28 protein-coding genes and 1 tRNA gene are annotated in these 26,080 nt (G+C 68.7%); 11 read left to right on the top strand and 18 right to left on the bottom strand.

From position 1 onward, the window contains the following. Window positions 1-2 precede the first annotated feature (2 nt). From LRG10_RS03050 to LRG10_RS03030, 5 genes are read left to right on the top strand one after another with little or no spacing between them, the layout of a single operon-like run. Window positions 3-1,115, top strand: a complete 1,113-nt coding sequence (locus LRG10_RS03050; RefSeq protein ID WP_201169953.1) for an ABC transporter permease — start codon at window positions 3-5, stop codon at window positions 1,113-1,115. After that, window positions 1,112-2,446 (top strand): ABC transporter permease, encoded by a 1,335-nt coding sequence (locus tag LRG10_RS03045; protein ID WP_201242995.1) that lies wholly within the window; start codon window positions 1,112-1,114, stop codon window positions 2,444-2,446. Before LRG10_RS03050 ends, LRG10_RS03045 begins: the two co-directional genes overlap by 4 nt. Then, the gene (locus LRG10_RS03040; protein ID WP_201169959.1) at window positions 2,446-3,423 is read left to right on the top strand and encodes an ABC transporter ATP-binding protein; all 978 of its coding nucleotides are present in this window, start codon (window positions 2,446-2,448) and stop codon (window positions 3,421-3,423) included. Before LRG10_RS03045 ends, LRG10_RS03040 begins: the two co-directional genes overlap by 1 nt. Continuing rightward, window positions 3,420-4,442, top strand: a complete 1,023-nt coding sequence (locus LRG10_RS03035; RefSeq protein WP_238634687.1) for an ABC transporter ATP-binding protein — start codon at window positions 3,420-3,422, stop codon at window positions 4,440-4,442. Before LRG10_RS03040 ends, LRG10_RS03035 begins: the two co-directional genes overlap by 4 nt. A 5-nt stretch (window positions 4,443-4,447) precedes the next feature. Continuing rightward, window positions 4,448-5,029 (top strand): methyltransferase domain-containing protein, encoded by a 582-nt coding sequence (locus tag LRG10_RS03030; RefSeq protein WP_201170306.1) that lies wholly within the window; start codon window positions 4,448-4,450, stop codon window positions 5,027-5,029. Window positions 5,030-5,032: 3 nt separating this feature from the next. Here LRG10_RS03030 and LRG10_RS03025 read toward each other — a convergent pair whose 3' ends face one another. The 17 genes from LRG10_RS03025 to LRG10_RS02945 form a co-directional block, all read right to left on the bottom strand. Beyond that, window positions 5,033-5,302: a hypothetical protein gene (locus tag LRG10_RS03025; RefSeq protein WP_201169961.1), complete on the bottom strand. Its 270-nt coding sequence runs from the start codon at window positions 5,300-5,302 to the stop codon at window positions 5,033-5,035. Window positions 5,303-5,310: 8 nt separating this feature from the next. After that, the gene (locus LRG10_RS03020; RefSeq protein WP_238634686.1) at window positions 5,311-6,285 is read right to left on the bottom strand and encodes a patatin-like phospholipase family protein; all 975 of its coding nucleotides are present in this window, start codon (window positions 6,283-6,285) and stop codon (window positions 5,311-5,313) included. Window positions 6,286-6,362: 77 nt separating this feature from the next. Then, complete coding sequence (locus LRG10_RS03015; protein WP_238634685.1) at window positions 6,363-7,016, bottom strand: class I SAM-dependent methyltransferase; 654 nt, start codon at window positions 7,014-7,016, stop codon at window positions 6,363-6,365. Further along, on the bottom strand, window positions 7,013-7,858 hold the full coding sequence (locus LRG10_RS03010) for an META domain-containing protein (protein ID WP_201169964.1): 846 nt from the start codon (window positions 7,856-7,858) through the stop codon (window positions 7,013-7,015). Before LRG10_RS03010 ends, LRG10_RS03015 begins: the two co-directional genes overlap by 4 nt. Before the next feature lie 131 nt (window positions 7,859-7,989). Beyond that, entirely contained in the window at window positions 7,990-9,411 is a 1,422-nt protein-coding gene (gene lpdA, locus LRG10_RS03005) for a dihydrolipoyl dehydrogenase (protein ID WP_201169965.1), read from the bottom strand. A 73-nt stretch (window positions 9,412-9,484) separates the two neighbouring features. Next, complete coding sequence (odhB, locus tag LRG10_RS03000; RefSeq protein ID WP_238634684.1) at window positions 9,485-10,792, bottom strand: 2-oxoglutarate dehydrogenase complex dihydrolipoyllysine-residue succinyltransferase; 1,308 nt, start codon at window positions 10,790-10,792, stop codon at window positions 9,485-9,487. Between the two features lie 51 nt (window positions 10,793-10,843). Then, window positions 10,844-13,681 (bottom strand): 2-oxoglutarate dehydrogenase E1 component, encoded by a 2,838-nt coding sequence (locus LRG10_RS02995; RefSeq protein ID WP_201169970.1) that lies wholly within the window; start codon window positions 13,679-13,681, stop codon window positions 10,844-10,846. 91 nt (window positions 13,682-13,772) lie between these two features. Next, window positions 13,773-14,567: a twin-arginine translocase subunit TatC gene (gene tatC / locus LRG10_RS02990; RefSeq protein WP_201169972.1), complete on the bottom strand. Its 795-nt coding sequence runs from the start codon at window positions 14,565-14,567 to the stop codon at window positions 13,773-13,775. Further along, window positions 14,564-14,917 (bottom strand): Sec-independent protein translocase protein TatB, encoded by a 354-nt coding sequence (gene tatB / locus LRG10_RS02985; protein ID WP_201241765.1) that lies wholly within the window; start codon window positions 14,915-14,917, stop codon window positions 14,564-14,566. Before tatB ends, tatC begins: the two co-directional genes overlap by 4 nt. A gap of 44 nt (window positions 14,918-14,961) precedes the next feature. Continuing rightward, window positions 14,962-15,252, bottom strand: a complete 291-nt coding sequence (gene tatA, locus LRG10_RS02980) for a Sec-independent protein translocase subunit TatA (protein ID WP_201169976.1) — start codon at window positions 15,250-15,252, stop codon at window positions 14,962-14,964. A 45-nt stretch (window positions 15,253-15,297) separates the two neighbouring features. Beyond that, window positions 15,298-15,642 (bottom strand): phosphoribosyl-ATP diphosphatase, encoded by a 345-nt coding sequence (locus tag LRG10_RS02975; protein WP_201169978.1) that lies wholly within the window; start codon window positions 15,640-15,642, stop codon window positions 15,298-15,300. Continuing rightward, the gene (hisF, locus tag LRG10_RS02970; protein ID WP_201169980.1) at window positions 15,639-16,403 is read right to left on the bottom strand and encodes an imidazole glycerol phosphate synthase subunit HisF; all 765 of its coding nucleotides are present in this window, start codon (window positions 16,401-16,403) and stop codon (window positions 15,639-15,641) included. Before hisF ends, LRG10_RS02975 begins: the two co-directional genes overlap by 4 nt. Then, window positions 16,393-17,133 (bottom strand): 1-(5-phosphoribosyl)-5-[(5-phosphoribosylamino)methylideneamino]imidazole-4-carboxamide isomerase, encoded by a 741-nt coding sequence (gene hisA / locus LRG10_RS02965; RefSeq protein ID WP_201241764.1) that lies wholly within the window; start codon window positions 17,131-17,133, stop codon window positions 16,393-16,395. Before hisA ends, hisF begins: the two co-directional genes overlap by 11 nt. Then, window positions 17,130-17,780 (bottom strand): imidazole glycerol phosphate synthase subunit HisH, encoded by a 651-nt coding sequence (gene hisH, locus LRG10_RS02960; protein WP_201169984.1) that lies wholly within the window; start codon window positions 17,778-17,780, stop codon window positions 17,130-17,132. The genes hisA and hisH overlap by 4 nt, the downstream gene beginning before the upstream one ends. A gap of 2 nt (window positions 17,781-17,782) precedes the next feature. Beyond that, window positions 17,783-18,376: an imidazoleglycerol-phosphate dehydratase HisB gene (gene hisB / locus LRG10_RS02955; RefSeq protein WP_201169986.1), complete on the bottom strand. Its 594-nt coding sequence runs from the start codon at window positions 18,374-18,376 to the stop codon at window positions 17,783-17,785. 63 nt (window positions 18,377-18,439) lie between these two features. Continuing rightward, window positions 18,440-18,904, bottom strand: coding sequence for a D-aminoacyl-tRNA deacylase (gene dtd, locus LRG10_RS02950; protein WP_201169987.1), 465 nt, complete (start codon window positions 18,902-18,904; stop codon window positions 18,440-18,442). 269 nt (window positions 18,905-19,173) lie between these two features. Then, complete coding sequence (locus LRG10_RS02945) at window positions 19,174-19,716, bottom strand: hypothetical protein (RefSeq protein ID WP_201169988.1); 543 nt, start codon at window positions 19,714-19,716, stop codon at window positions 19,174-19,176. A gap of 166 nt (window positions 19,717-19,882) precedes the next feature. Here LRG10_RS02945 and LRG10_RS02940 point away from each other — a divergent pair, with 166 nt between their 5' ends. The 6 genes from LRG10_RS02940 to LRG10_RS02915 all read left to right on the top strand — a co-directional run bounded on the left by LRG10_RS02940 (window position 19,883) and on the right by LRG10_RS02915 (window position 25,567). Next, window positions 19,883-20,794, top strand: coding sequence for a lysophospholipid acyltransferase family protein (locus tag LRG10_RS02940; RefSeq protein WP_238634683.1), 912 nt, complete (start codon window positions 19,883-19,885; stop codon window positions 20,792-20,794). A gap of 99 nt (window positions 20,795-20,893) precedes the next feature. After that, window positions 20,894-21,109, top strand: a complete 216-nt coding sequence (gene rpsU, locus LRG10_RS02935) for a 30S ribosomal protein S21 (RefSeq protein ID WP_011813897.1) — start codon at window positions 20,894-20,896, stop codon at window positions 21,107-21,109. A gap of 19 nt (window positions 21,110-21,128) precedes the next feature. Further along, window positions 21,129-21,593: a GatB/YqeY domain-containing protein gene (locus tag LRG10_RS02930; protein ID WP_201169990.1), complete on the top strand. Its 465-nt coding sequence runs from the start codon at window positions 21,129-21,131 to the stop codon at window positions 21,591-21,593. Window positions 21,594-21,647: 54 nt separating this feature from the next. Further along, on the top strand, window positions 21,648-23,492 hold the full coding sequence (gene dnaG / locus LRG10_RS02925; RefSeq protein WP_201241762.1) for a DNA primase: 1,845 nt from the start codon (window positions 21,648-21,650) through the stop codon (window positions 23,490-23,492). A 101-nt stretch (window positions 23,493-23,593) separates the two neighbouring features. Further along, window positions 23,594-25,405: an RNA polymerase sigma factor RpoD gene (gene rpoD, locus LRG10_RS02920; protein ID WP_201169992.1), complete on the top strand. Its 1,812-nt coding sequence runs from the start codon at window positions 23,594-23,596 to the stop codon at window positions 25,403-25,405. Between the two features lie 86 nt (window positions 25,406-25,491). Then, window positions 25,492-25,567: transfer RNA gene (locus LRG10_RS02915), tRNA-Ile, on the top strand. A 91-nt stretch (window positions 25,568-25,658) separates the two neighbouring features. Here the strand turns inward: LRG10_RS02915 and LRG10_RS02910 are convergent. After that, window positions 25,659-26,078: a secondary thiamine-phosphate synthase enzyme YjbQ gene (locus tag LRG10_RS02910; protein ID WP_201169994.1), complete on the bottom strand. Its 420-nt coding sequence runs from the start codon at window positions 26,076-26,078 to the stop codon at window positions 25,659-25,661. Between the last annotated feature and the right edge of the window lie 2 nt (window positions 26,079-26,080).

Raw genomic sequence — 26,080 nt, 5'->3', positions numbered from 1 at the left:
CCGTGGCCAGCGCCGCCCCCGTCAGCCGCACCGCCTCCTTGCTCCGCGACCTCCGTCATCTTGGGGTTTTCACCGCCAAGCGGCTCATCGCCCTGCTGCTGACCGTGCTGATCGGTGTCTACCTGACCATCCTCATCGCCAACATGGGCGGGCAGGTGGATGAGCTGCGCATGGCCCAGATCCAGGGCGAAGTGGCCGAACAGGTCCGGGGAGACCCGGCCTTCCAGGACCTCGACTCGGAGGAGCGCGAGGAACTGATGCAGCGCCAGATCGACCTAGAGGTCGAGCGCCTGCGCCTGGACGAGCCGTTCATCGTGCGCAGCTTCGACTACCTGCGCGCGGCCATGACCCTCGACCTGGGGCGGGCGGAGCAGATGCACAGCGATGCCGGTTCCCGGCAGGTCTACAACATCATTGCCGAGCGCCTGCCGGCGACGCTGCTGCTCTTCGGCACCGCCAACCTGCTGGTGTTTTTCGTCTCGGTCTTCGCCGCGCTGTCGCTGTCACGACGCTACGGCAGCCGGCTGGACCAGACCGTGATCGGCCTGGCACCCACCTCGGCGGCGCCGGCGTGGTTCTACGGCATCTTCCTGATCCTGCTGCTTGCGTTCATCTTCCCGCTGCTGCCGTCCGGCGGCATGGTGGCGGTGCCGCCGCCGGAGGATCCGTGGGCCTATGCAGCCAGCGTGATCCGCCACATGGCGCTACCGGTGGCGGCGATGTTCATCGCCCAGATCTTCATATCGATCTACTCGTGGCGGACGTTCTTCCTCATCCACTCCAGCGAGGATTATGTGGAGATGGCCCGTGCCAAGGGTTTGCCCGACGCCCTGGTGGAGCAGCGCTACATCCTCCGGCCGACACTTTCGCCGATCATCACCAGCTTCCTGCTGATGCTCATCGGCCTATGGAGCGGTGCGATCATTCTCGAACAGGTCTTCAACTGGCCGGGCCTGGGCACGCTACTCTTCGAGGCCATCGGGCACCGTGACACGCCGGTCATCATCGGCTCGGTGGTCATCTTTGCCTACCTGCTGGCCGTGACCGTGTTCCTGCTGGACTTCCTCTACGCCATCCTGGACCCGCGGGTCCGCATCGACGGGGGGCAGGGATGATCCGCTGGCGCGATGGGCTCACCCAGGTACGACGCTACCCGTCCGCCGTGGCCGGGCTGCTGATCATCGCCATGCTGATCGCCACGGCCATCTATGCCGTGACCGCCATCCCCTACTCCGAGGCGCAGAAGCTCTGGCGCGGCGGCGACGCCTGGCAGGACCTGCCGGTCAACGCCAGCCCGGCGTGGACCGACCGGCTTCTCGGCGGGGATGCCCCGCGCACCATCACCGTCTCCAGCGAGGATGCGCCCACCGAGCGCCAGGATCTGGGCGCAGCACGGCTCGAGACAACCACCCTGGAGGTCGACTTCCCCTACGACGGCTTCCCCTCGGAGATCAATCTCTTCCTCGAGGCGGAGTTCGAGCAGGGCCAGCCCTTCACGCGGGTGCACTGGCGCACCCCGGACGGCGAGGAGATCCCCATCGACGCCCGCCGGGTGGGGGAGCGGGAGCGCTTCTCCATCTCCCAGGACCGGCAACTGGAGAGTCGGCTGGGCCGCGCGCCCCAGGTCGGCCTGTTCACCGACGCCGAGCCCGGAACCCCGGACCCGACAGTGCGCACCGGCACCTACGAGCTGGTTATCGAGACGGTGCACTTCGAAGAGTCCGCCCGGCTGCACGCCGAGCTGGTCGTCTACGGGCAGGTCCACGGCGCCTTCGGCACCGACCACCAGCGCCGCGACCTGGCCGTAGCCCTGCTCTGGGGCACGCCGGTCGCCCTCGCCTTCGGACTGCTCGCCGCCGTGGGCACCACAGTGACCACCCTGATCATCGCCGCCACCGGGGTCTGGTACGGGGGCTGGGTGGACGCCACCATCCAGCGGCTCACCGAGGTGAACATCATCCTGCCGCTGCTGCCGATCCTGGTGATGATCGGCACCCTCTATTCGACCAGCATCTGGCTGATGCTCGGCGTCGTCGTGGTGCTGGGCATATTCAGCGCCGGGATCAAGATGTACCGCTCGATGCTGCTGCCCATCCGTGAAGCGCCCTATATCGAGGCGGCGCGCGCCTATGGGGCCGGGGGCGGCCGGATCATCCTGCGCTACATGGTGCCGCGGATCCTGCCAGTGCTCATCCCCACCTTCGTCACCCTGATCCCCACCTACGTCTTCCTGGAGGCGTCGTTGGCGGTTCTCGGCCTGGGTGACCCGGTGCTGCCGACGTGGGGCAAGGTCCTGCACGATGCCCAGGCCCAGAGTGCGCTCTACCACGGCTTTTACTACTGGGTGCTGTCGCCGGCGGCGCTGCTGATGCTCACCGGACTCGGCTTTGCCATGCTCGGCTTCGCCCTAGACCGGATCTTCAACCCGCGGCTGAGGAACCTCTGATGGCCGGTGCCCCGCTGCTCGAGATCGAGAACCTGCGCCTGGGCTACGCCACCGCGCGCGGCACCCTGTGGGCGGTGGACGGCGTGAACTTGGAGGTGCGCCGCAACGAGGCCCTGGCCGTGCTCGGCGAGTCCGGCTGCGGCAAGAGCTCGCTGGCGCGTACCCTGCTGCGCACGCTGCCGCGCAACGCCCATGCCCCCAGCGGCCAGATGCGCCTGGACGGACGCGACGTGCTCGGCCTTCCGGAGGAGCGCTTCCGCCGCGAAGTGCGTTGGGTGCGCATCGCCCTGGTCATGCAGGCGGCCATGAACGCCCTCAACCCGGTGGTGCGCGTCGGGGAACAGGTGGCTGAACCGCTGCGCGTGCACCACCGGCTGGGCCGGCGGGAGGCACACCGTCGCGCCGGCGCCGCCTTCGAGGAGGTGGGCATCGCCACGGATTTCCTGCGCCGCTACCCCCACGAGCTTTCGGGGGGCATGCGCCAGCGCGCGGTGCTGGCCATGGCGCTGGTGACCGAACCGGACCTGGTCGTCCTCGACGAGCCCACCTCGGCGCTGGACGTGCTCACCCAGGCATCCATCATGAACGTGCTCAAGCGCATCAAGGCCCAACGCGGGGTCAGCTTCGTGCTGATCACCCACGATATCGCCACCTCCAGCGAACTGGCCGACCGGGTGGCGCTGATGTACGCCGGGCAGGTGGTGGAGACCGCCAGCGCCGAGGCGTTCTTCGGCCATCCCGCCCACCCCTACTCGCGGCTGCTGATGGACTCGGTGCCCCGGCTGCACCAGGAGCAGCCGCCACGCGCCATACCGGGCCGCCCCCCGAGCCTGCTCGAGCCGCCGACCGGCTGCCGCTTCGCCGAACGCTGCCCGAAGGCCTATGAGCGCTGCAGCGAGCCACCACCCGAGGTTGCCTACGATACCCGGCACCGAGTCCGCTGCTGGCTTCACCACCGCTCGGGAGGGGGACCATGAGCTTGCACTCACCCATCGCGGCGCGCACCACCGGCAGCACCGATGAGGCACTGCTGTGCGTTGACGGCCTGCACACCCACTTCGAACTGCGTCAGTGGGGGTTCCTGCGGACCGGCACGGTGCGCGCCGTCGACGGCGTAGCCTTCAGCCTGGACGCCGGTGAGGCCATTGCGGTGGTCGGCGAGAGCGGCTGCGGCAAGAGCTCTCTGGCGCGCACCCTGCTCGGGCTGCACCGGCCCACCGCCGGCTCGGTGCGTTTCGCCGGTACCGAGGTGGGTGAGCTCAACGGCGCGGCCCTCAAGACATACCGCGCGCAGGTCGGCTACGTCCAGCAGGACCCCTACGGGGCCCTGCCACCGTTCATGGAGGTGCAGCGGATCCTGGCCGAGCCGCTGATTATCCACGGCGTCCGCCCGCGCGCCGAGCGCTGGCGGCGCATCGAGGCAGCCCTCGAAGAGGTTGGCCTCAGCCCCGCGGCCGAGGTGGCCGGCAAGTTTCCCCACCAACTCAGCGGCGGTCAGCAGCAGCGCGTGGTCATCGCCCGGGCACTGCTGCTGCGGCCGGCGATGATCATCGCCGACGAGCCCGTCTCCATGCTCGACGCCTCGGTCCGGGTGGAGATCCTCAACCTGCTCCACCGGGTGCAACAGGAGCACGACTTGGCCCTGCTTTACATCACCCACGACCTCTCGACGGTCCGCCACTATGTGGACCGGGCGATGGTGATGTACGGCGGACGCATCGTCGAGCAGGCCCCTGTGGACGCGCTGTTGCAGCGGCCCCAGCACCCCTACACCGAGGCCCTGCTCAGCGCCCTCGGCGACCCCGATGCCGCCAACGCCGGCCGCCCCCGCCCAGTCCCCGGGGGCGAGGCGCCCAGCCTGATCCAGCCACCCACCGGATGCCGTTACCACCCACGCTGCCCGCACGCCATGGCGGGTCGGTGCGAGCTCGATCCGCCGCCGCCGGACTTCCGGCCCCGCCCGGAGCATCGAGCCGCCTGCTGGCTTCGCGAGTGACCCCGGTGCGTGGCGTCGAGCACATCCCGTGGCTCTACGACGCCGGTATGGCCGTCTGCGAACGCTTAGGCATGCACCGCTGGCGCGAGGCGCTCGTCGACGGGGTCCGCGGCCGTGTCCTGGAGGTAGGCTGCGGGACGGGACGGACCCTACCGCTCTATCCCGCCGAGACCGCGGTGTGGGCAGTGGATCCGGACGCCGCCGCGTTGCGCCGCGCCCGGCGCCGGGCGCCGCAGGTCCCGCTGTACGTTGGCCGCGCGGAGGCACTGCCCTTCGCCGACGGCAGCTTCGACACGGTCACCACCAGCCTGAGTTTCTGCAGCGTCGGCGATACCGCGGCGGGGCTGCGGGAGATCCGCCGGGTCCTCGACGATCACGGGGTGCTGCGAATGCTCGAGCACGTGCGCTCACCGGGGCTGGCGGGCCGGGTGCAGGACCGCATCCAGCCGGTGTGGACCGCCGTCAGCGGCGGCTGCCACCTCAACCGGGATACCGAGGCAGCCGTGCGCGCGGCGGGGTTCCGCATCGACGGCACCTCGCGACGGGCGCGCGGGGTCATGCGCTGCTTCGCCGCCTACAAAGCGTAACAGTCAGGACCGGCCCAGACGCTGCCACAGATCCGCCAGGTGGGCCGCCAGGCCAGCCAGCAACCACCCCGAGACCCAGTACCACGGGGCACCGGTCAGCGCGGCGCGCAGCGCCAGCAGCAGGAAGCCGCCGGCCGCCAGGGTGGTCACGATGGTTGCCGGCGCCAGGCCATGACCGGTGCGCCGGTAGAGCGCGTAAAGCAGGGCCCCCTCGAGGAGCATCAGCACCAGGATGGCGTCGATGACGCGGCCGCTGGCAAACCATTCCGCCATCATCCCGCTCACCACTCGGCCAGCCGTTCACGCAGCTCGTCCCGGAGGATGTCCACCTCAGGGCGGGCCTGCTCAAGGATCGTATCCACCCTGTGAAAGTCGAGCACGCGGATATCGCGGATCGCCGGGCTGATCAGGATATCGGGCTCCTCCCGCCGCCGCTTCTCCTGCAGGATGGAGTACTGCATGACCTGGAACGTGTTGAAGATGTTGTCCAGGTACGCCGGGTTGCGCAGTGCCTCGTCCTTGCCCTCCTCACGGGTGCCGAGCACATTGACCGCCACCACCACGTCGCAATCCTCAGCGAGCAGGTCGAACGGCACCGGATTGGTCAGGCCGCCGTCGACCAGCACCCGATCCTGATAGGAGACCGGGCTGAACAGCCCCGGCATGGCCATGCTCGCCTGGACCGCCGGCCACAACGCACCCGAATCGAAGACCACCGCCTCGCGCTTCCAGTAGTCGGTGGCCACAATCTGCAGCGGAATCTCCAGCTCGCCAAAGCGCGACACGCCCGTCTCCTTGCGCAGGTGGGCGATAAAGGCGTCGGACTCCACAAGCCCGCCGTCGCGATCCGACGGCTGCACGAAGTCGAGCCACTGCCGCCATTTGCCGCCCATCAGCGTCTGCAGCCAGTTCTCGTCCTGATCGGCGACGAGCTCATCGATTCCGGCTCGGATCTCCTCGGCGCTAAGCCCGGCGGCATAGAGCGCGCCCATGATGGCGCCGATGCTGCAGCCACTGATCCGGTGCGGACGCACCCCGAGCTCCTCGAGCGCCTCGAAGACCAGCAGGTGGGAGAGGCCGCGGGCCCCGCCGCTGCCGAGCGCCAGGCCGATACGCGGCCTCCCGTCCCGGTCCACCTCGCCGCCCCGGGCGCCGGCAACCGGGGTGGCCGACATGCCCACCAAGGGCATCAGGGATGCGCTGATCATCATCTTCAGGGTGTGGCGTCGTGGGCGGTCGGGGAGGTCGTGTGGCACTGCGAATCCTCGCTTCAGGCTGCCGCTGAAGGTGCAGCGGTCTCGGGTGAACATAGCAGGCATGGCCCCGACTGTCCTCAGCCCGCGCCGCCGGCGACCGGGCGGCGCAACAGGGCGACATCGTCCCGCGGTAGGTGCAGCTCCGCGCCCCAGCGTCGGGCGAACCAGCAGAAGGTCGCCTCGGCGAAGAAGGCGATGTGGGTCGGGTCGCGCAGGTAGTGCCAGGCACCGAACGCCTCGGCGGACGGCTGGCGCTTGGTCATGATACCCAGCCAACCCCCGGGTCGCACGCACCCCCAGAGCCCGTCGAGCTCGGCCGCCGGCTCGGCCAGGTGCTCGACCACCTCGGTGGCGGTAACCACCTCGTAGCGATCGCGCAACGGCGACGGATCGGGGAAGTAGAAGGGATCGTAGACCTCGGCCTGATAGCCTGCCTCACGGAACATCGCCGCCAGCGCGGGGCCGTGGCCGCAACCGAAATCCAGCACGCGCGCCGGCGGCACCACCGCGGCCATCAGCGGATCGGCGATCCGGGCCAGGAAGCGCCGGTAGCCCGGGTCGTTCACCGCATTCCGGTGCTGGTCGTAGACAGCCTTCTCGTCCGCCGCCGACAGGTGCTGCTGGGGCGGTACGTGGACCAGGGCGCAGCTCGGGCATCGGTAATACGTGCGCTCGGCCCGATGGAACAGCACCGCCGAGCTGCCGCACAGGGGGCAGGGGCGAACGCTCACGGCGCCACCCCGCCGGCCTCCTCCGCGCGGACCGCCTCCAGGCGCCTGCCATCCGCGGTCAGCAGGCGCAGACGGTCGACTTCGGGCATATAGAGGAAGTACACCCCGGCGAGCACATCCAGGAACGCCTGCTCGGCTTCCGCCAGGCCCGCGTCGCGGCAGGCCATGCGCGTGGCGGCCAGGCCGCTGAACACGATCCGCTCGCCGGTCAGCCGGTAGGCGCCGGCGTAGCGATTACACGGCGCCTGCCCGTGAACCCGCCCCTCGGCATCGAGATCGAGCGTGATGATCGCCTCGGGGATCTCGCCGTCGACGGCCACGATCTGCCACTCACCCCCGGTCAGCAACGCCCGGGGATCGCCGCCGCAACCGCGATGCTGCGTACCGTCCAGGGTGTAGTCGACGCGGTACGGGTGCGGCATGCCGGTGGCCACATCGGCGCACAGCGCCTGCTCGACGACAACCTCCAGCGCGCGGCCGTTATCGGTCTCCGCCGTATAGCGCAGGGCCGTGTCCGTTACCTCCGGGTCCGGCTGCGCGGCGGCCACCTCGAGGCGGCCGTAATCGGCCAGCAGCCGCATGCGCTCGCCGTCCATGCGCAGCATCCACCCCGGCTCCTGCCCGCGGGCAATGAACGGTTCATCGGCGGTACCCAGCCCCGGTGCCGGCTCCGGGACAGTCTCGGGGGCCTCGATGGGCTCGGGCTCGGCCTCGGCCAAGGGGGCGGGGGGATCCTCACGGACCCCGGCCGGCTCGCGGTCCTGCGCCCGCTCGGGAGTAGCGCACGCGGCCAGCAGGAGAAGGATCGGAAGAGTGGTCGCGACGGTACGGATGGTGGTCATGGGTCCAGAATACCCGAAAGCGGTGCTCCAGCGGCACTGCCTCGGTGCAACGGAATCCGGACCGCTCGCGGCGGCGCCGCCCCGTGCGGGGGCGCCGCCCCGTGCGGGGGCGGCGCACGGCGCGTACCGGCTCAGTTGGCCTTATGGATGGCCCGCTTACCCACGGCCAGGGCCGCTTCGTGGACGGACTCGGAGAGCGTCGGGTGGGCGTGGATGGTGCGCGCGATGTCCTCGGCGGAGCCGGCGAACTCCATGGTCACCACCGCCTCGGCGATGAGTTCGGAGGCCTGCGGACCGATGATGTGGGCCCCGAGCAACCGGTCGGTCTCGGCGTGGGCGATGAGCTTGACCATCCCAGCGGTCTGGTCCATGGCACGGGCCCGCCCGTTGGCAGCAAAGCCGAAAACCCCGGTGTTGTAGGGGATGCCGGCCTTCTTCAGCTGCTCCTCGGTCCGACCCACCCAGGCGATCTCGGGGTCGGTGTAGATCACCCACGGGATGGTCTCGTAGTTGAGGTGCCCGCCCTTGCCGGCGATCCGTTCCGCCACCAGGATGCCCTCTTCTTGGCCCTTGTGGGCGAGCATCGGCCCGCGCACGACGTCGCCGACGGCGTAGACGTCGGGCAGGTTGGTCTTGCAGTCCTCGTCGACATTGATGAAGCCACGCTCGTCGAGGAGCAGATCGACCTCTTTCGAGCAGAGGTCATCGGTGTTGGGTCGCCGGCCGACGCAGACGATGAGGCGGTCGACCTCCAGCTCCTGCCCACCGTTCTTGTCCTCGTAGGAGACCGTGACCCCACCGTCGACCCGGGTGCCGGTGACCCGGCAACCCAGGCGGATATCCAGCCCCTGCTTCTTGAACTCCTTCTGGGCCGTGCGCGCCACCTGGCGGTCCACCGGCCCGAGGAATTCGTCCTGCGCCTCGAGCAGCACCACCTCCGAGCCGAGGCGGCTCCATACCGAGCCCATCTCGAGGCCGATGACCCCGGCGCCGATGATGCCGAGCCGCTGCGGCACCTCGGTGAAGTCCAGCGCCCCGTCGGAGTTGACGATGCGCTCGTGATCCAGCGCTGCGGCGCCGATCTCGACGCTGCGCGAGCCGGTGGCCAGTACGACGGAGTCGGCGCTGTAGCGCTCACTGGTGCCATCCGAGCGGCGGACCTCCACGGTCTTCGCCTCGACCAACTGGCCGTGACCGTGGATCCACTCGATCTTGTTGGCCTTGAACAGCTGACGGATGCCCCCGGTGAGATCCTTCACCACCTTGTCCTTGCGGGCGATCATCTTCTCCACATCCAGCTCCACCCCCTGGGCGGTGATGCCGTGGGCGCTGAGCTGCTCGGTGACCTTGTGATACTGCTCCGAGCTGTCGAGCAGCGCCTTGGAGGGGATGCAGCCGACGTTCAGGCAAGTGCCGCCGAGGGCGGGCTCGCCATCCTTGAAGACGAAGGCGTCGACCACGGCAGTGCGCATGCCCAGCTGGGCGCAGCGAATGGCAGCGCTGTATCCGGCGGGGCCGGCACCGATAACGATGACATCGTAGTGATTGGACATGTTGCGACCCTGTTCTGTGGTTGTATGTGCGCTCGAGGGCCTCCGGCCCCGGGCGGATCCTGGGCCCGCGCCGCTAGATTTCGAGCAGCAGCCGGGCGGGATCCTCGATGCAGTCCTTGACGGCCACCAGGAACTGCACCGCCTCGCGGCCGTCGATGATGCGGTGGTCGTAGGTGTGGGCCAGGTACATCATCGGCCGGACCACGATCTCACCGTCCTCGACCACCGGTCGTTCCTGGATCTTGTGCATCCCCAGGATGCCGCTCTGAGGCGGGTTGAGGATGGGCGTGGAGAGCAGCGACCCGAAGATCCCGCCGTTGGTGATGGTGAAGGTCCCGCCGGTAAGCTCGTCCATGCTCAGCTTGCCCTGCTGGGCACGCTTGCCGAGCTCGTTGATCTGTGACTCGATCTCGGCGAAGGAGAGGCGGTCGGCGTCGCGCAGCACCGGCACCACCAGCCCCCGCGGCGAGGAGACGGCGATGCCGATGTCGTAATAGCCGTGGTAGATGATGTCATTGCCGTCGATCGAGGCGTTGACCGCCGGATAGCGCTTGAGGGCCTCGACCGCCGCCTTGACGAAGAACGACATGAAGCCTAAGCGCACGTCGTGGGCCTTTTCGAAACGCTCGCGGTAACGGGCGCGCAGATCCATCACCGGCTGCATGTCCACCTCGTTGAAGGTGGTGAGCATGGCCGCGGTCTGCTGCGCCTCGACCAAACGCTCGGCGATGCGCTGGCGCAGCCGGGTCATGGGCACCCGCTGCTCGGGTCGGTCGCCCAGCGGGGCGGCCTCGGCGGCGGGGGCGCTCTGCGGTGCTGTAACCGCGGTGGGCGCTGCCTCGGCCTCGGCCCGACGCTCCAGATGGCGGAGCACGTCTTCCTTGGTCAGGCGACCGTCGCCACTGGAGGACTCGATCCGGGCAGGATCCAGGCCGTGCTCGCGGACCAGACGGCGCACCGCCGGGCTGAGCCCGTCCAGGCTCGCCGCCGGTGCCGCCTCCGCGTCCGCGGCCGCGACGGGCGCCTCGGGGGCCGTGTCCTCCCCGCCCTGGGGGGCCGGCTCGGCGTCGTCCGACGCCTGTCCGCCGGCCGCGGCCGCCGCTGCGGTCTCGGCGGCCGGGGGGTCATCGGTGGCGGCTGCGGCACCCGCCTCGACGTGCCCGAGGATATCGTCCGGGGTGACCGTATCGCCCACCGCACGGTCGATCCCCTGCAGCACACCGTCGGCGGGCGCCGGGACCTCCAGCACCACCTTATCCGTCTCCAGATCGACCAGGTTCTCGTCCTGGCTCACCGCCTCGCCGGGCTGCTTATGCCAGGCCACCACCGTCGCCTCGCTGACGGACTCGGGCAGCGCTGGCACCTTGATCTCGACGCTCATGCAGGTCCCCTTCTCTGGTGTTCTCGTCCGGGCTCGATCGCCGCGTGCCGCCTAGCCAAGGGCATCCTCGACCAGCGCCCGCTGCTGCTCGTGGTGGCGCTTGGGGTAGCCGACCGCCGGCGATGCCGCCGCCGAGCGCCCGGCGTAGCGCAGCCGCTGATCCGGCCCCATGCAGTTGTAGAGGTGGTGGTTGGTGGAGTACCAGGCGCCCTGGTTCTTCGGCTCCTCCTGGCACCAGACCACCTCGGTGGCGGCCGCGTAGCGCTCGGTCAGCAGCCGGCGCAGCGCCTTCTCCGGGAACGGGTAGAGCTGCTCGACCCGGATGATGGCGATGTCATTGCGGGCCTCCCGCCGGCGGGCCTCGAGCAGGTCGTAGTAGACCTTGCCGGCGCACAGCACCACCCGGCGGCAGGCAGCGGGATCGAGCCCGTCCACCTCATCGATGATGTTGTGGAAGTGGCCGCCGGTCAGGTCGTCAAGCCCGGAGGTGGAGAGCTTGTGCCGAAGCAGGCTTTTCGGCGTCAGCACCACCAGTGGCTTGCGGTAGCGGCGCAGCATCTGCCGGCGCAGCATGTGGAAGAACTGCGCCGGCGTCGAGGGCACGCAGACCTGCATGTTGTTCTCGGCACACAGCTGCAAGTAGCGCTCCAGGCGGGCCGACGAGTGCTCCGGCCCCTGCCCCTCGTAGCCGTGGGGCAGGAACATGGTCAACCCCGACAGCCGCCCCCACTTGGCCTCGGCCGCGGCGATGAACTGGTCGATGACCACCTGCGCGCCGTTGGCGAAGTCACCGAACTGCGCCTCCCAGATGGTCAGGGTGTCCGGCTCAGTGGTGGCGTAGCCGTACTCGAAACCGACCACGGCCTCCTCGGAGAGGAGCGAGTCGATGACTACGAAGTCCTGCGGCTCGGTGGTCACGTCCTGCAGCGGCACGAAGTTGGAGCCGTCACGGGCGTTGTGCAGCACGGCGTGGCGGTGGAAGAAGGTCCCCCGGCCGGAGTCCTGGCCGGTCAGACGCACGCGGTAGCCGTCCTGCAGCAGCGTGGCGTAGGCCATGGTCTCGGCAAAGCCCCAGTCCAGCGGCAGCGCACCGGCGACCATTTTGCGCCGGCTCTCCATGATGGAGGCCACCCGCGGATTGAGTTCGAAGCCGTCGGGCAGGGCGTCGAGAATCTGCTGCAGCCCGCGCAGGCGCTCCTTGTCCACGGCGGTCTCCACCGGCTCATTCCACTCGCCGCCGACGAACCGGGTCCAGTTCGCGGCGTAGTCGTTGCGCACGCCGGTGAGGATGTTCGACGCCACCACCTCCCGGTTTTCAAGGGCCTCGCGGTAGGCGGCGACCATCTCCTCGGACTCCCGCGGCCCGAGGATGCCTTCCTGCACCAACCGCTCGGCGTAACGCTGGCGTACCGTCGGCTGGTTGCGGATCTTCTGGTACATCATCGGCTGCGTGGCCGCCGGCTCGTCGGCCTCGTTGTGGCCGTGGCGGCGGTAGCAGATCAGATCGATGACCACATCGCGGTGGAAGGTGTTGCGGTAATCCAGGGCCAGGGCCGTGGTGAAGGCTACCGCCTCGGGGTCATCGCCGTTGACGTGGAAGATCGGCGCCTGAACGATCTTCGCCACTTCGGTGCAGTAGTGGCTCGAGCGCGTGTCTTGCGGGTGCGAGGTGGTGAACCCGATCTGGTTGTTGACCACCACGTGCACCGTACCCCCGGTATAGAAACCGCGGGCCTGGGAGAGCTGGAAGGTCTCCATGACCACGCCCTGCCCGGCGAAGGCGGCGTCACCGTGGATGAGCAGGGGCAGGACCTGCTCGCCCTGGGGATCGCGACGCCGGCGCATGCGCCCGCGGCAGGAGCCCTCGACCACCGGGTTGACGATCTCCAGGTGCGACGGATTAAAGGCCAGAGCCACGTGCATGGGACCGCCCGGGGTCTGGATGTCCGACGAGAAGCCCATGTGGTACTTGACGTCGCCGGAGCCCTGCAGCCCGTCGGGTTGATGGCCCTCAAACTCGGCGAACAGGTCGCCCGGGTCCTTGCCCATGATGTTAATCAGCACGTTGAGCCGGCCCCGGTGGGCCATGCCCAGCACCATCTCCTTGACGCCCTCGCGTCCGGCGCCCTGGATCAGGTCGTGGAGCAGGGGGATCAGCGAGTCCCCACCCTCCAGGGAGAACCGCTTCTGGCCCACGTACTTGGAATGCAGGTACTTCTCGATACCCTCGGCCGCAGTCAGGCGCTCGAGGATCTCTTTCTTGCGCGCGGCGCTCAGCCGCGGACGGCAACCGGTCCCTTCGAGCCGCTCCTGGATCCAGCGCTTCTGCACCGTATCCGTGATGTGCATGTACTCCGAACCGACGGACCCGCAATAGACCTCCTCGAGCTGAGCGATGATCTCGCGCAGCGTCATTTGCGTCGGCGCGTAGAGGGACCCGGTGTTGAACGTTTGGTCCAGCTCCGCCGGCGACAGGCCGTGGAAGGCCGGATCGAGATCCGGCACCGGCGGTTTCGGGCGCAGGTCCAGGGGGTCGATATCCGCCGCCTGGTGACCCCGAAAACGGTAGGAGTTGATCAGCCGCAGCACCGCCGCCTGCTTCTCGGCCGCCTCGGCGCTCAGCCCGCCCTGGACAGCGCCGGAGGCCCGCGCCGGAGTGCCGCCATTGTCCCGCGCGTGCTGCTCAAAGCGGGCCCGGATGGGGCTGTGCGGGATGTCCTCACCGGTGCCGGACTCCCGGGTCAGGCTGTGGAAGTAGGCGCGCCACTCCGGGTCCACGCGGCTCGGATCGGCCAGGTACGTCTCGTACAGGTCCTCGATGAAGGCCGCATTGGCCCCGTGCAGGTAGGAGGTGTTGCGAAGGTGTTCGAAAAGGCCGCGATCAGTCATGCCACCACTCTAAGGCTCGGAGCGAACGGAGAGAACCCGTGCGCCCGGGGCGCGGCGGCCCCGGCGGGCCAGCGCACCCCGGGCGCCACCGCTAACCGTGATCGCCTCCGCCGCCGTCCGGTGAGGCGGCCTCGGCGGGCTGCGTCCGTCCGGCGAGCAGGATGCCGATCTCGTAGAGCAACCACACCGGCACGGCCAGCAGCACCTGCGAGAGCACATCGGGCGGGGTGAGCATCATACCCACCACGAAGGCACCGACAATCACGTAGGGGCGCTTGGCCGCGAGGCTCTCCCGGGTGGAGATGCCACTGCGCACCAGAAGGATGGTCGCGATCGGCACCTGAAAGGCCGCACCGAAGGCGAAGAACAGGGTCAGCACGAACGACAGGTATTCGCCGATATCCGTCATCATCTGCACGCCTTCCGGGGAGACCAGTGCAAAGAAGCGGAAGGCGATCGGGAAGACCACGAAGTAGGCGAAGGCCGCCCCGAGATAGAACAGCCCGGTGCTGGAGATCAGCAACGGCCAGATCATCCGCCGCTCGTGGCGGTACAGCCCCGGCGCCACGAAGGCCCAGAGCTGGTAGAGGATGTAGGGGATGGTGATGAAGATGGCCGCCACCAGGGCCAGCTTCATGGGAATCAGAAACGGCGAGGCCACCTTGATAGCAATCATCGAGGTGCCCTCGGGCAGGACTTCCTGAAGCGGCCCGGAGATCCAGCGGTAGAGTGTGTCCCGGAAGGGGTAGAGGAGCAGGAACGCCCCCAGGACCACCACGACGATGCGCAGCAGGCGGTCGCGGAACTCCTTCAGGTGGCTAAGCAGCGGTGCCTCCTGAAGCTTCTCGTCACCCCCCTCTTTCTCGTCGGGCTCGCCGGCACTCACTGGTCCTGCTCCTTGTCGGCGCCGCGCGGCTTACCGCCCTCGGATTCCTCGGCCCTGCGGAGCCGGGCGGCGCGCCGGGCCTCCCGGGTCTCCCGCTCGACGTCCTCCTCAGCCCCCGTGAAGGCGCGGCGGGTCTGCTCGACATCGCGCCGAACCGACTCGCCCGCCTTGCGAATCTCCTCGACCCGCAGCTCGCGCTCGACCTCGCGGCGCGTCGCGTTGAACGAAGAGCGCGCCTTCCCGGCCCATCGGCCGAGCACGCGCACGGTACGAGCCATGCGCTCGGGGCCGAGCACCAGCAAGCCGATCAGGCAGATGATCAGAACTTCCCAGAAGCCGAGGTCGAACATGGCGATCCTGCGTCAGGGCCGTACCGGAGGCGCGCCGGCGCCTCTCAGGAGGCGCTACGGTCGTGCTGCTCGGCACTCTGGCGGGTGGCACTGCTCTCCCGGGCGTGGCCCTGCTCAGAGGCGGGGTCGCCCTGGTGCTCCAGCGGCTCGGGCTCCTCCGACGACTCCCCATCGGCGCGCTTCTGCGCCTCTTCCTCTTCGCCCTCCCGCATCGACTCCTTGAAGCCGCGGATGGCACCACCAAGGTCCCCGCCGATATTGCGCAGCTTCTTGGTGCCGAACAGCAGCGCCACGATCAGCAGAATGATCAGCAGCGACCAGATATTGAATCCCATCTCCTCACCCTCCGACGCCGTGCGGCGCCTTCCGTTATGCGTTGCTCACTCGCCGCGGGCCGCTTTCTCGTCCAGGCCCGAACGGCCCACCCGTCGCTCCAGCTCCGCCAGCACCTCATCCACCGACACCCCACTGGCGGAGAGCATGACGAGAGTATGGAACCACAGATCGGCGGTCTCATAAACGATCTGTTCCCGCTCGCCGCCCTTGGCGGCGATCACCGTCTCGGTCGCCTCCTCGCCAACCTTCTTGAGGATGGCGTCCAAGCCTTTGTGGTGAAGCCGCGCCACATAGGAGGCATCCGGCGATGCACCGCGGCGCCGCTCGATGGTCTCGGCCAGCTCGCGCAGGGTGTCGGCCGCCGACCGCCCGGTTCCGGCTTCGCTCATTGTCGGACCTCGATACCGCGTTCCGCCATGTACGCCTTGGCCTCGCCGACGGTGTGGTCGCCGAAGTGGAAAATGCTCGCCGCCAGAACGGCATCGGCTCCCCCCTCGTCGACCCCATCGGCCAGGTGTTCCAGATCCCCCACGCCGCCGGAGGCGATCACCGGCACGGTCACCGCATCGGCGACGGCGCGGGTCAGGCCGAGATCGAAACCGGCCCTTGTGCCGTCTCGGTCCATGCTGGTCAGCAGGATCTCGCCGGCTCCCAGCGCCACCAGGCGCTGGCACCAGCTGATGACCTCGAGCCCGGTGGGATTGCGCCCGCCGTGGGTGAAGACCTCCCAGCGCGGCGGATCCTCCTCAACCTGCTTGGCGTCCACCGCCACCACGATGCACTGCGAGCCGAAGCGTTCGGCGGCCTCGCGGACGAACTCCGGGCGGTGAACCGCCGCGGTGTTGATAGCCACCTTGTCGGCGCCGGCATTGAGCAGGCGGCGCACGTCGGCCACGGTGCGCACGCCGCCACCGACGGTCAACGGGATGAAGACCTGCCCGGCCACCGCCTCCACCACATCGTAGATGGTATCGCGCTCCTCGTGGCTGGCGGTGATATCCAGGAAGGTCAGCTCGTCAGCCCCCATGGCGTCGTAGCGCCGGGCGATCTCCACGGGGTCGCCAGCGTCGCGAATGTCCACGAAACGGACGCCCTTGACCACCCGGCCGCCATCCACATCCAGGCAAGGGATAATGCGCTTAGCGGTCATCGCCGGCCTCCCGCGCCGTGCGGATAGCGGCGGCCAGCTCAAGGCCGCCGTCGTAGATGGCCCGCCCCACGATGGCCCCGGCGATGCCCTCCGGGCTCGCGGCCAGGCTGCGCACGTCCTCGAGGCTGCTGACACCGCCGGATGCGATCACCGGGATGGAAACGGCCCGGGCCAGCTCGCGGGTGGCCTCAACGTTGCAGCCCTGCATCATCCCGTCCCGGCCGATGTCCGTGAAGATCAACGCCGCCACGCCGGCGTCCTCGAACCGGCGAGCGAGGTCGACGGCGGCCACCTCGGAGGTCTGTTCCCAGCCATCGGTGGCGACGTACCCGCCCCGCGCATCCAGCCCCACGCACACCCGCCCGGGGATCTCGCGGCAGAGCTCCTCCACGAAAGCCGGCTCGCGCACGGCACGGGTGCCGACAATGACGTAACCCACGCCGGCGTCCAGGTAGCGCAGGGCCGTATCCCGGCTGCGGATGCCACCGCCGATCTGCAGCGGCGTATCGGGGTAGGCGCGGGCGATCGCGTGGATCGTCTCCTCGTGGGCAGGCCGGCCCTGCACCGCGCCGTCGAGGTCGACCAGGTGGAGGCGCCTGGCGCCGGCCGCCACCCAGCGCCCGGCCACTGCCACGGGGTCGGCGTCGAAGATGGTCTCGTCGTCCATCCGGCCCTGGCGCAGCCGCACACAGTGGCCGTTCTTGAGATCGATGGCGGGGATTACGATCACGTCCAGCTCCCGTCCCAGTCGAGGAAGTTGCGGTAGAGGCGCAGGCCCGCGTCCTGGCTCTTCTCCGGATGGAATTGCACGGCGAAGCAGGGCCCGTCCGCCACGGCGGCGGCGAAACGGCACCCGTGCTCGGCCTGGCCGACGATGATGCCCGGATCGTCGGCCACGACGTAGTAGCTGTGCACGAAATAGAACCAAGTCCCGTCCTCGATGCCGGCCCACAGCGGGTGCCGGCAAGGCCGGTGCACCCGGCTCCAGCCCATGTGCGGCACCTTCAGCGGCCGCCCGCGGCCGTCGCGCTCGCCGTCTGGGAATCGTACGGCACGTCCGGGCAGCACACCCAGGCCGTCCACCCCGCCGCTCTCCTCGCTGTGGGTCAGCAGCGCCTGCATCCCCAGGCAGATACCGAGGAAGGGACGGCTTTGCGCGGCCTCGATTAGGGCAGCGGTCAGCCCGAGGCGGTCGAGTTCGGTCATGCAGTCGCCGATGGCGCCGACGCCCGGGAGTACAACACGCTCGGCATCCCGGACCCGGGCGGGGTCGGCGGTCACCTCGAGACCCGACTCGTCACCGGCGGCGTGGGCCAGGGCCCGGTAGACCGAGCGCAGGTTGCCCATACCGTAGTCAACGATGGCCACCCGGCTCATGGCTAGAGGGCCCCCTTGGTGGAAGGGATCCGACCCGCGGCGCGCTCATCCAGGCTGACGGCCTGGCGCAGCGCGCGCCCGAAGGCCTTAAAAAGGCATTCGACCATGTGGTGAGCATTGCGTCCGCGCAGCACGTCCAGGTGTGCGGTCACCGCAGCGTGGCTGGTCAGGGCCCGGAAGAACTCCTCGACGAGTTCGGTATCAAAGCGTCCGATCAGCGCCCGCGGGAACTCGGCCTCATAGACGAGCCCAGGCCGGCCGGAGAGGTCGAGCACGGCACGCGATAGCGCCTCGTCCAGGGGCACATAGGCGTACCCGTAGCGGGTCAGCCCGGCCTTGTCGCCCCACGCACGAGCCAGCGCCTGCCCGAGCGCGATGCCCACGTCCTCCACGGTGTGGTGGTCATCGATCCAGGTGTCCCCCTTGGCCTGGACGTGCAGATCCAAGCCGCCGTGACGGGCCACCTGGGCGAGCATATGCTCGAAGAAGGGGACCCCGCAGTCGAGTTCTGCGCTCCCCTCGCCGTCGAGATCCACCCGCACCCGCACGGCGGTCTCGCCGGTGGTGCGCTCGACTTCTGCCGTTCGCTTGGCCATGGCCGTAACGCCCTCGCAGTTGGAATCGATCCGGGCCTGACGCCCGACGGGCGAACGAGGATATCACACGGCGCCGGCCGGCCCCGGCGGCGCCTCCAGCCAGAAGGTCACCGGCCCGTCATTGACCAGCTCAACCTGCATGTCCGCGCCAAAGACCCCGGCGGCCACCGGCCCCGTCGCCCGGGCGTGCAGAGCATCCAGAAAGATACCGAACAGGTCCTGACCGGTCTGGGGGTCGGCAGCGGGTCCGAAGCTCGGCCGCATGCCCTTGCGTGTATCCGCGGCCAGGGTGAACTGCGGCACAGCTAGCACACCGCAGGCCCGATCGAGGGCGGAGGCGTTCATGCGCCCGGCGTCATCCGGAAACACCCGGTAGCCCAGCACCCGCTCGGCCAGGCGCCGGGCCTGTTGCGGGCCATCCCCGCGCACGGCACAGACCAGGGCGACCAGCCCGTGCCCGATCTGCCCGACAACCTCGCCCTCGACCCAAACCCGGGCCCTTCCTGAACGCTGAATAACGGTGATCATCGCCGACGATGCCAGATTTGTCTTACACGCACTGCGGCTGCCCCTGATTTCCCTGCTACGGGCGCTGGGGCATTGTAGACCACGGCTACCGGCAGTCGAACTCCTGAGGCTTAACGGAAGAGCCCAGTCGATTGTGCGGGAGCCTGGGTGGGGCGATGGATCGCTCGGCCTTCAGGGACCGCTCAAGGAAGAGTAAGGCCCCCGCCCATTAGCCCGAGGGAAGCGGGTTCAAGCCGACGCAGGATGCGTCGGCTTTTTTTTTCGTCCGATCAGGCCTTCTTGCTGCCGCCAGAGGTGCTGCGCCCTGCAGAGGATTTCTGCGAGCCGGCAGCCCCCGACGTCGCGGTTCCGGATAGCTCCTGCATCGCCTCCTGAGCCCGCTTGGTCGCATCCTGCCAGGCCTGGAGCACGCGCTGGCCCTCCGAGTCCCACTGCTCCGCCATGCGGGACGGATCCATGTTCTTCACGCTGTCGAACCAGGCGTTCCAGAGCTTGCTCTGCGCCTCGGTCCAGGACTTCATCATCTCCTGGGTCTGCTTAACCGCCTCCTGCATCCCCTCGCTGGCATGCTCTCCGGCACCGGCCTGCTGTGCCCACTTCTGCGCCCACTGCACCTGGGCGTCGAGGGCCTCGCGGACCGCCTTCTCCCAGGCCTCCAGGTTCTGCTGATAGTGGCGCTGCCACTCATCGCCCTGGGACACCCCGGTGGGCATCTGCATGCCACGCACCGTCTGCAGCCACGTATCCCACATGCGCTGCTGCATCTCGGTCCAGTTCCGGACCATTTCTTCCATCGGTTGGTTACCGCTCATTGGAATCCTCTCCTGTATGTCCTCACGAAGAACTCCGGGCACGGCCACATGGGTAAAGGCTCGTCCCGGGCGCGCATGGCACCCCACCGGGAAAGTGTAGCGAGCCTGCCCCCGAACACCACCGCCCGGGTTGCCTTGCCGCCCCGGGAACAGGTTAGCTATCGCCATGACCGAAGAGCCAGCCCCACCACGCAGCCTGGAATGGACCCTCTCCGTCCTGGCCCGACTGCCCCTGCCCGTACTGCACGCCGTCGGTGCGGCGGTCGGCACCACCCTGGCCTACCTGCCCAATCGGACGCGGCAGGTCGCCGAGATCAACCTGCGCCTCTGCTTCCCGGATCTGGCCGCGGGCGCGCGGCGCCGCCTGGTTCGCAACGCCCTGCAGGAGACGTGCAAGACCGCGCTGGAGATCGCGCCGGTCTTTAAGCGCCCGCCTGAACGGGTGGTCGGCTGGGTGCGCCAGGTCCACGGCCGAACCCACTTCGACCAGGCCCTGGATGAAGGTCGGGGCGTGCTCCTGCTCGCCCCCCATATCGGCTGCTGGGAACTGCTCAACCTCTGGGTGGCTGCGCGACAACCGCTCACGGCCCTGTACCGCCCCCCCCGCCAGCCCGCTCTGGAACCCATCCTGCTCGCCGGGCGCTCGCGCAACGGAGCCCGCCTGCTCCCCGCCGGCCCCCAGGGCGTGCGCGGCGTACTGCGCGCCCTCGCCCGCCGGGAGGTGGTCGGCATCCTGCCCGACCAGGAGCCGGACGGCAGTGAACCCTTCGCGCCGTTTTTCGGGGTCCCCGCCAAGACCATGACCCTGGCCGGGCGCATCGCCCAGCGCTCCGGCGCCGTGCCACTATTCGCGTTCGCCGAGCGACTCCCCGCCGGTCGCGGCTACGATCTGCACTTCCTGCCCGCCGACCCTGACGTCGCCGGCCGCGACCCGACCTCGGCCACGGCGGCGATCAACCGGGGAGTCGAGCAGTGCGTGCGCATCGCTCCGGCGCAGTACCAGTGGACCTACAAGCGCTTCAACACGCAGCCCGATGGCAGTCGCCCCTACCCGAAAAAACGCCGACGGCGAGGTTGAAATACCCCCCTCATGGCAACTAGACTGCTCGTTTATCTTTGGGCTGAAATGCCCGGATAATCATTTGCCATGGACAACGACGAAGGGGTCGACGAGCGCATGCCGATTGTGAAAGTCCGCGAAAACGAGCCATTCGAGGTGGCCCTGCGCCGCTTCAAGCGTTCCTGCGAGAAGGCGGGCGTGCTGTCCGAGATCCGCCGGCGCGAGTACTACGAAAAGCCCACGCAGGTGCGTAAGCGCAAGCAGGCCGCCGCCGTCAAGCGGCACATGAAGCGGCTCAACCGCGAGCAGCAGCGGCGCCAGCGGCCCTACTGACCCCCGGACCCAGGAACCGATGGCCGCACCCAGCAGCGTCAAGGAAACCGTGCTCGAGGCAGTGAAATCCGCCATGCGTTCCGGCGACAAGGAGCGATTGGCGGTCCTGCGCTCGGCGAGCGCGGCACTCAAGCAGCGTGAGGTGGACGAGCGCTGTGACCTCGCCACCGACGACAGCGCGGCCATCGATGTCCTGGCCAAGGCGGTCAAGCAGCGGCGGGAGTCCGCGGAGCAGTACCGCGACGCCGGCCAGACCGCCCGGGCCGAGGCCGAGGAACGAGAGATCGAGATCCTCTCCGAGTTCCTTCCCCAAGCGGCCAGCGATGAAGAGATCGACGCCCTGATCGAAGAGGCCATCAACAACTCAGGGGCCGCATCGATCAAGGACATGGGCCGCGTCATGGGATCTCTCAAAGAGAAGCTCCAGGGGCGGGCCGACCTCGGCGCAGTCAGCGCTCGCGTCAAGAACCGCCTCGGCGGCTGACCCCGCCCTCGCCGCGATACCGTCTGGAGCCTTCCAGACCCCGGAGGCTGGCCGATGGCCGGGCGGATCCCCGATGAGTTCATCGATGAGGTGCTGCAACGCACCGACATCGTCGCCGTCATCGGCGAGCGCGTGCCGTTGCGCCCGGCCGGCAGCAATTACAAGGCGCGCTGCCCCTTCCACGACGAGCGCACCCCCTCGTTCAACGTCAATCCTGAACGACAGACCTACCACTGCTTCGGCTGTGGTGCCCACGGCACGGCGATCCGCTTCCTCATGGAACACGACCGCATGGAGTTCCGTGAGGCCATTGAGGAGCTGGCCGGCCGGGTTGGCCTGGAAATCCCGGACGGCGGCGGGGCCCGCCGGGCCGCCGACGAATACGCCCCGCTGTACCGCGCTCTGGCCCACGCCCACCAGTTCTTCCGCGACGCACTGCGCAACCACCCTGCGCGCCAGAGCGCCGTAGAATACCTGCGTCGGCGCGGGATCTCCGGGGAGGTGGCCGCCCGTTTCGGCCTCGGCTTCGCCCCGCCGGGCTGGGACAACCTCCTGCGCCAGCTCGATGACCCGCGACCGGCCATCCGCGCCGGACTGATCATCGAACGGGAACAGAAGACCTACGACCGTTTCCGCGATCGCATTACCTTCCCGATCCACGATCGCCGCGGTCGCGTGGTGGCCTTCGGCGCCCGAGTGGTCTCCGACGGCGAGCCCAAGTACCTCAACTCCCCGGAGACCCCGGTCTTCCACAAGGGCCGTGAAGTCTACGGCCTCTACCAAGCCCTTCAAGCCGAGCGCCGCCCCGGCCGGCTGATCGTGGTCGAGGGGTACATGGATGTCATCGCCCTGACCCAGCAGGGCATCCCTGGCGCCGTCGCCACCCTGGGTACCGCCACCACCGCCGAGCAGGCGACGCTGCTACTGCGCTCCGCGGACGAACTGGTGCTCTGTTTCGACGGCGACGACGCCGGCCGCAGCGCGGCGCTGCGCGCCGTCGAGAACCTGCTCCCAGTCCTGCAGGGCGACCGCGAGGTCCGCGTGCTGCTGCTGCCCGAGGGCAGCGACCCCGACGACCTGGTGCGCAGCGAGGGCCGCGAGGCCTTCGAAGCACGCCTGGATGCCGCCACGCCGGTCATCGAATTCTTCCTGGCCCACCTCGGCGAGGAGTGCGACCTGACCACCGTCGACGGCCGCGCCCGCCTGCTGGAACGGGCCAGCAACCCGCTGCGGCGGCTACCACGGGGCATCGTGCGCGAGACGCTGATCGGCCAGCTCGCCGAGCTGACGCGCACCGAGCCCGAACGCATCGACCGCATCCTCGAAGGACGGGGCGAAGCCACCCGCAACCAAGGCGCCGCGCAGCCGCGCAGCGCCCCACGCAATCCCGAGACAAGCCTGCAGCGCACCCCCGTGCGCCACGCCATCGCCCTGCTGCTGCAGCAGCCGCAGCTCGCGGCGTACGCCGGCGACCCGGACCGCTTCGCCGATCGAGACATTCCTGGACTAGACTTGCTGCAACAGCTCCTTGAACTGGCGCGCACGGAACCCAATATCACAACGGCAAGGGTCTTGGAGCGGTTCCGCGACACCCCGCACGAGACCCCGCTACACCGGCTGGCGGCCTGGCAACGAACCGCCATGGCCGAGGGGGACCACCAGCAGGAACTCCAGGACGCCCTCATGCGGATCGAGGAGCAGATCATCCACAACGAGCAGAAGCGGTTGGTCCGTGAGCTCGAGCAGGAGGAACGGGATGAGCAGACCATGGACCTGGAGCAGGAGCGGCTGCGTCAGGCGACACGACTGCAGCTGCTGATGGACCGGCTCAAGCGGGGCCGGATCAGCGCCGATGAACAGCAGGAGATGGAGGAACTTCGCGCGGCGTTTCGCCTCTAAAACCTGACGCGCCCTTGAAGGAACCCGAACCTGGACGCTACACTGTACGGTTCCGCCCAGCGGCGCCTTCCCCGAGCAACCGCGGATCAGACCGATCGCCTATGTCACAGGATCAACAGTCGCAAATCAAGCAGCTCATCGCCAAGGGCAAAGAGCAGGGCTTTCTGACCTACGCGGAGGTTAACGACCACCTCCCCGACGATATCGTCGACCCCGATCAAATCGACGATATCATCGGCATGATCAACGACATGGGGATCAACGTCCACGAGACGGCCCCGGACTCGGACGAGCTGCTCCTGGCTGAAACCACCGTGGCCACCGACGAGGACGAGGCCGAAGAGGCCGCTGCCGCCCTCGCCGCCGTGGACGCCGAGTTCGGCCGGACCACCGACCCCGTGCGCATGTACATGCGCGAGATGGGCAGCGTCGAGCTGCTCACCCGCGAGGGCGAGATCGAGCTGGCCAAGCGGATTGAGGACGGGCTCGACCGTGCTTTGATGGCCCTCTCCTCCTACCCGGAGGCGGCCCGGCAGCTGATCATGCTCTACGACCGCGCCCAGGAGGGCGAGGCCCGGCTGACCGACATCCTAGCCGGCTTCCGTGACCGCGAGGACGGCTCCGAGCAGCTTCCGGAGGCCCCCGCTGCCGCCCCGGAGACCGCCACCGAGGACGAGGAGGAGACCACCGCCACCGAAACCGGCCCCGATCCCGAGGCGGTGGCGGAGCTCTTTGAGCGCCTGCGGGCCGCCTACAACGAGATGCAGGAGGTTTTGGCCAGCGAGGGTTCGGCCGCACCGCGCATCGCCGAACTGCGGGGCGAGCTGGAGGAGATCTTCCTGAGCATCAAGTTCACCCCGAAGGTGGTGGACGCTGTGGCCGACCGGCTGCGTGGCACGGTGGATACGATCCGCGCCCGAGAGCGCGAGATCATGAATCTGTGCACCCGCGAAGGGCGAATGGCTCGCAAGGAGTTCGTCAAGAGCTTCCAGGATCGCGAAACCGACCCCACTTGGCTCGACGACCTGCTGGCCGAGGGGGGCGAGCGCGCCGAGCGACTGAAGCCGCACGCCGAGACCATCCGCAAGGCCCAGGCGGATCTCAAGGAGATCGCCGACAAGAACGGCCTCTCCGTGGCGGAGATCAAGGAGATCAACCGCCGCATGTCCATCGGTGAGGCCAAGGCCCGCCGCGCCAAGAAGGAGATGGTCGAGGCCAACCTGCGCCTGGTCATCTCCATCGCCAAGAAGTACACCAACCGCGGCCTGCAGTTCCTGGACCTGATCCAGGAGGGCAACATCGGCCTGATGAAGGCGGTGGACAAGTTCGAGTACCGGCGCGGCTACAAGTTCTCCACCTACGCCACGTGGTGGATCCGCCAGGCCATCACCCGCTCCATCGCCGACCAGGCGCGGACCATCCGCATCCCGGTGCACATGATCGAGACGATCAACAAGCTCAACCGGGTATCGCGGCAGATGCTTCAGGAGATGGGCCGCGAGGCCACCCCCGAGGAGCTCGCCGAGCGCATGGAGATGCCCGAGGACAAGGTGCGCAAGGTCCTCAAGATCGCCAAGGAGCCGATCTCCATGGAGACGCCCATCGGCGACGACGAGGACAGCCACCTGGGCGACTTCATCGAGGACACCAGCGTCACCTCGCCGGTGGACTCGGCCACCTCCGAAGGCCTGCGCGAGTCGGTGCGCGAGGTACTCTCCGGGCTGACGCCCCGGGAGGCCAAGGTCCTGCGCATGCGCTTTGGCATCGACATGAACACCGACCATACCCTCGAAGAGGTCGGCAAACAGTTCGATGTCACCCGCGAGCGCATCCGCCAGATCGAGGCCAAGGCGCTGCGCAAGCTGCGCCACCCGACCCGCTCGGAGGGACTGCGCAGCTTCTTGGAGGAGTAACCCGCGCCCGAGCCGATCCCCGGGGTGCCGTTGCCGGCGCCCCGGGGTTGTGTTTTGATCCCTGCGGGATCCCTATCCCCTCCGACGGGCCTGTAGCTCAGTGGTTAGAGCAGGGGACTCATAATCCCTTGGTCGTCGGTTCGAATCCGACCGGGCCCACCATTTCCCGCCCTCCAATCCATCGTTACGCAAAAACCCACGTACTGCGTCCAGCCTCCCGGCGACCCGCGTGACTCGATCGTGACTCTTCCCGTCACTCCCCGATCAGCGTCAGCGTCACGCGTCGAGCATGCCCCCCGCTGCGGTGCTCCCAGAGGTAGAGCCCCTGCCACGTCCCCAGCGCCGGGCGACCGCCGCTGATCGGGATGGTCACGCCGCTGCCGGTGAGCATGCTGCGGATGTGGGCCGGCATGTCGTCAGGGCCCTCCATGTCGTGCTCGTACATGGGGTCGCCGTCCGGCGCTACACGGGCCATGAACCGCTCCAGATCGGCGCGGACACTGGGATCGGCGTTCTCGGTGATCATGAGCGAGGCGCTGGTGTGGTGGCAGAAGGCATGCGCGAGGCCACGCGAAACGCCGTACTCACCAATGGCGTCGGCGAGGCGACGGGTGAGCTCATGGGTCCCACGGCCGCGGGTCTGCACGGTGAGGGTCTGCTGCTCGATCTTCATGA

The organism is Halorhodospira sp. 9628 (genome assembly GCF_022228075.1).
Classification (GTDB): Bacteria; Pseudomonadota; Gammaproteobacteria; order Nitrococcales; family Halorhodospiraceae; genus Halorhodospira; species Halorhodospira halophila_A.
The sequence above is the reverse complement of the archived record's forward strand: the minus strand, read 5'-3'. Positions and strand labels throughout refer to the sequence as shown.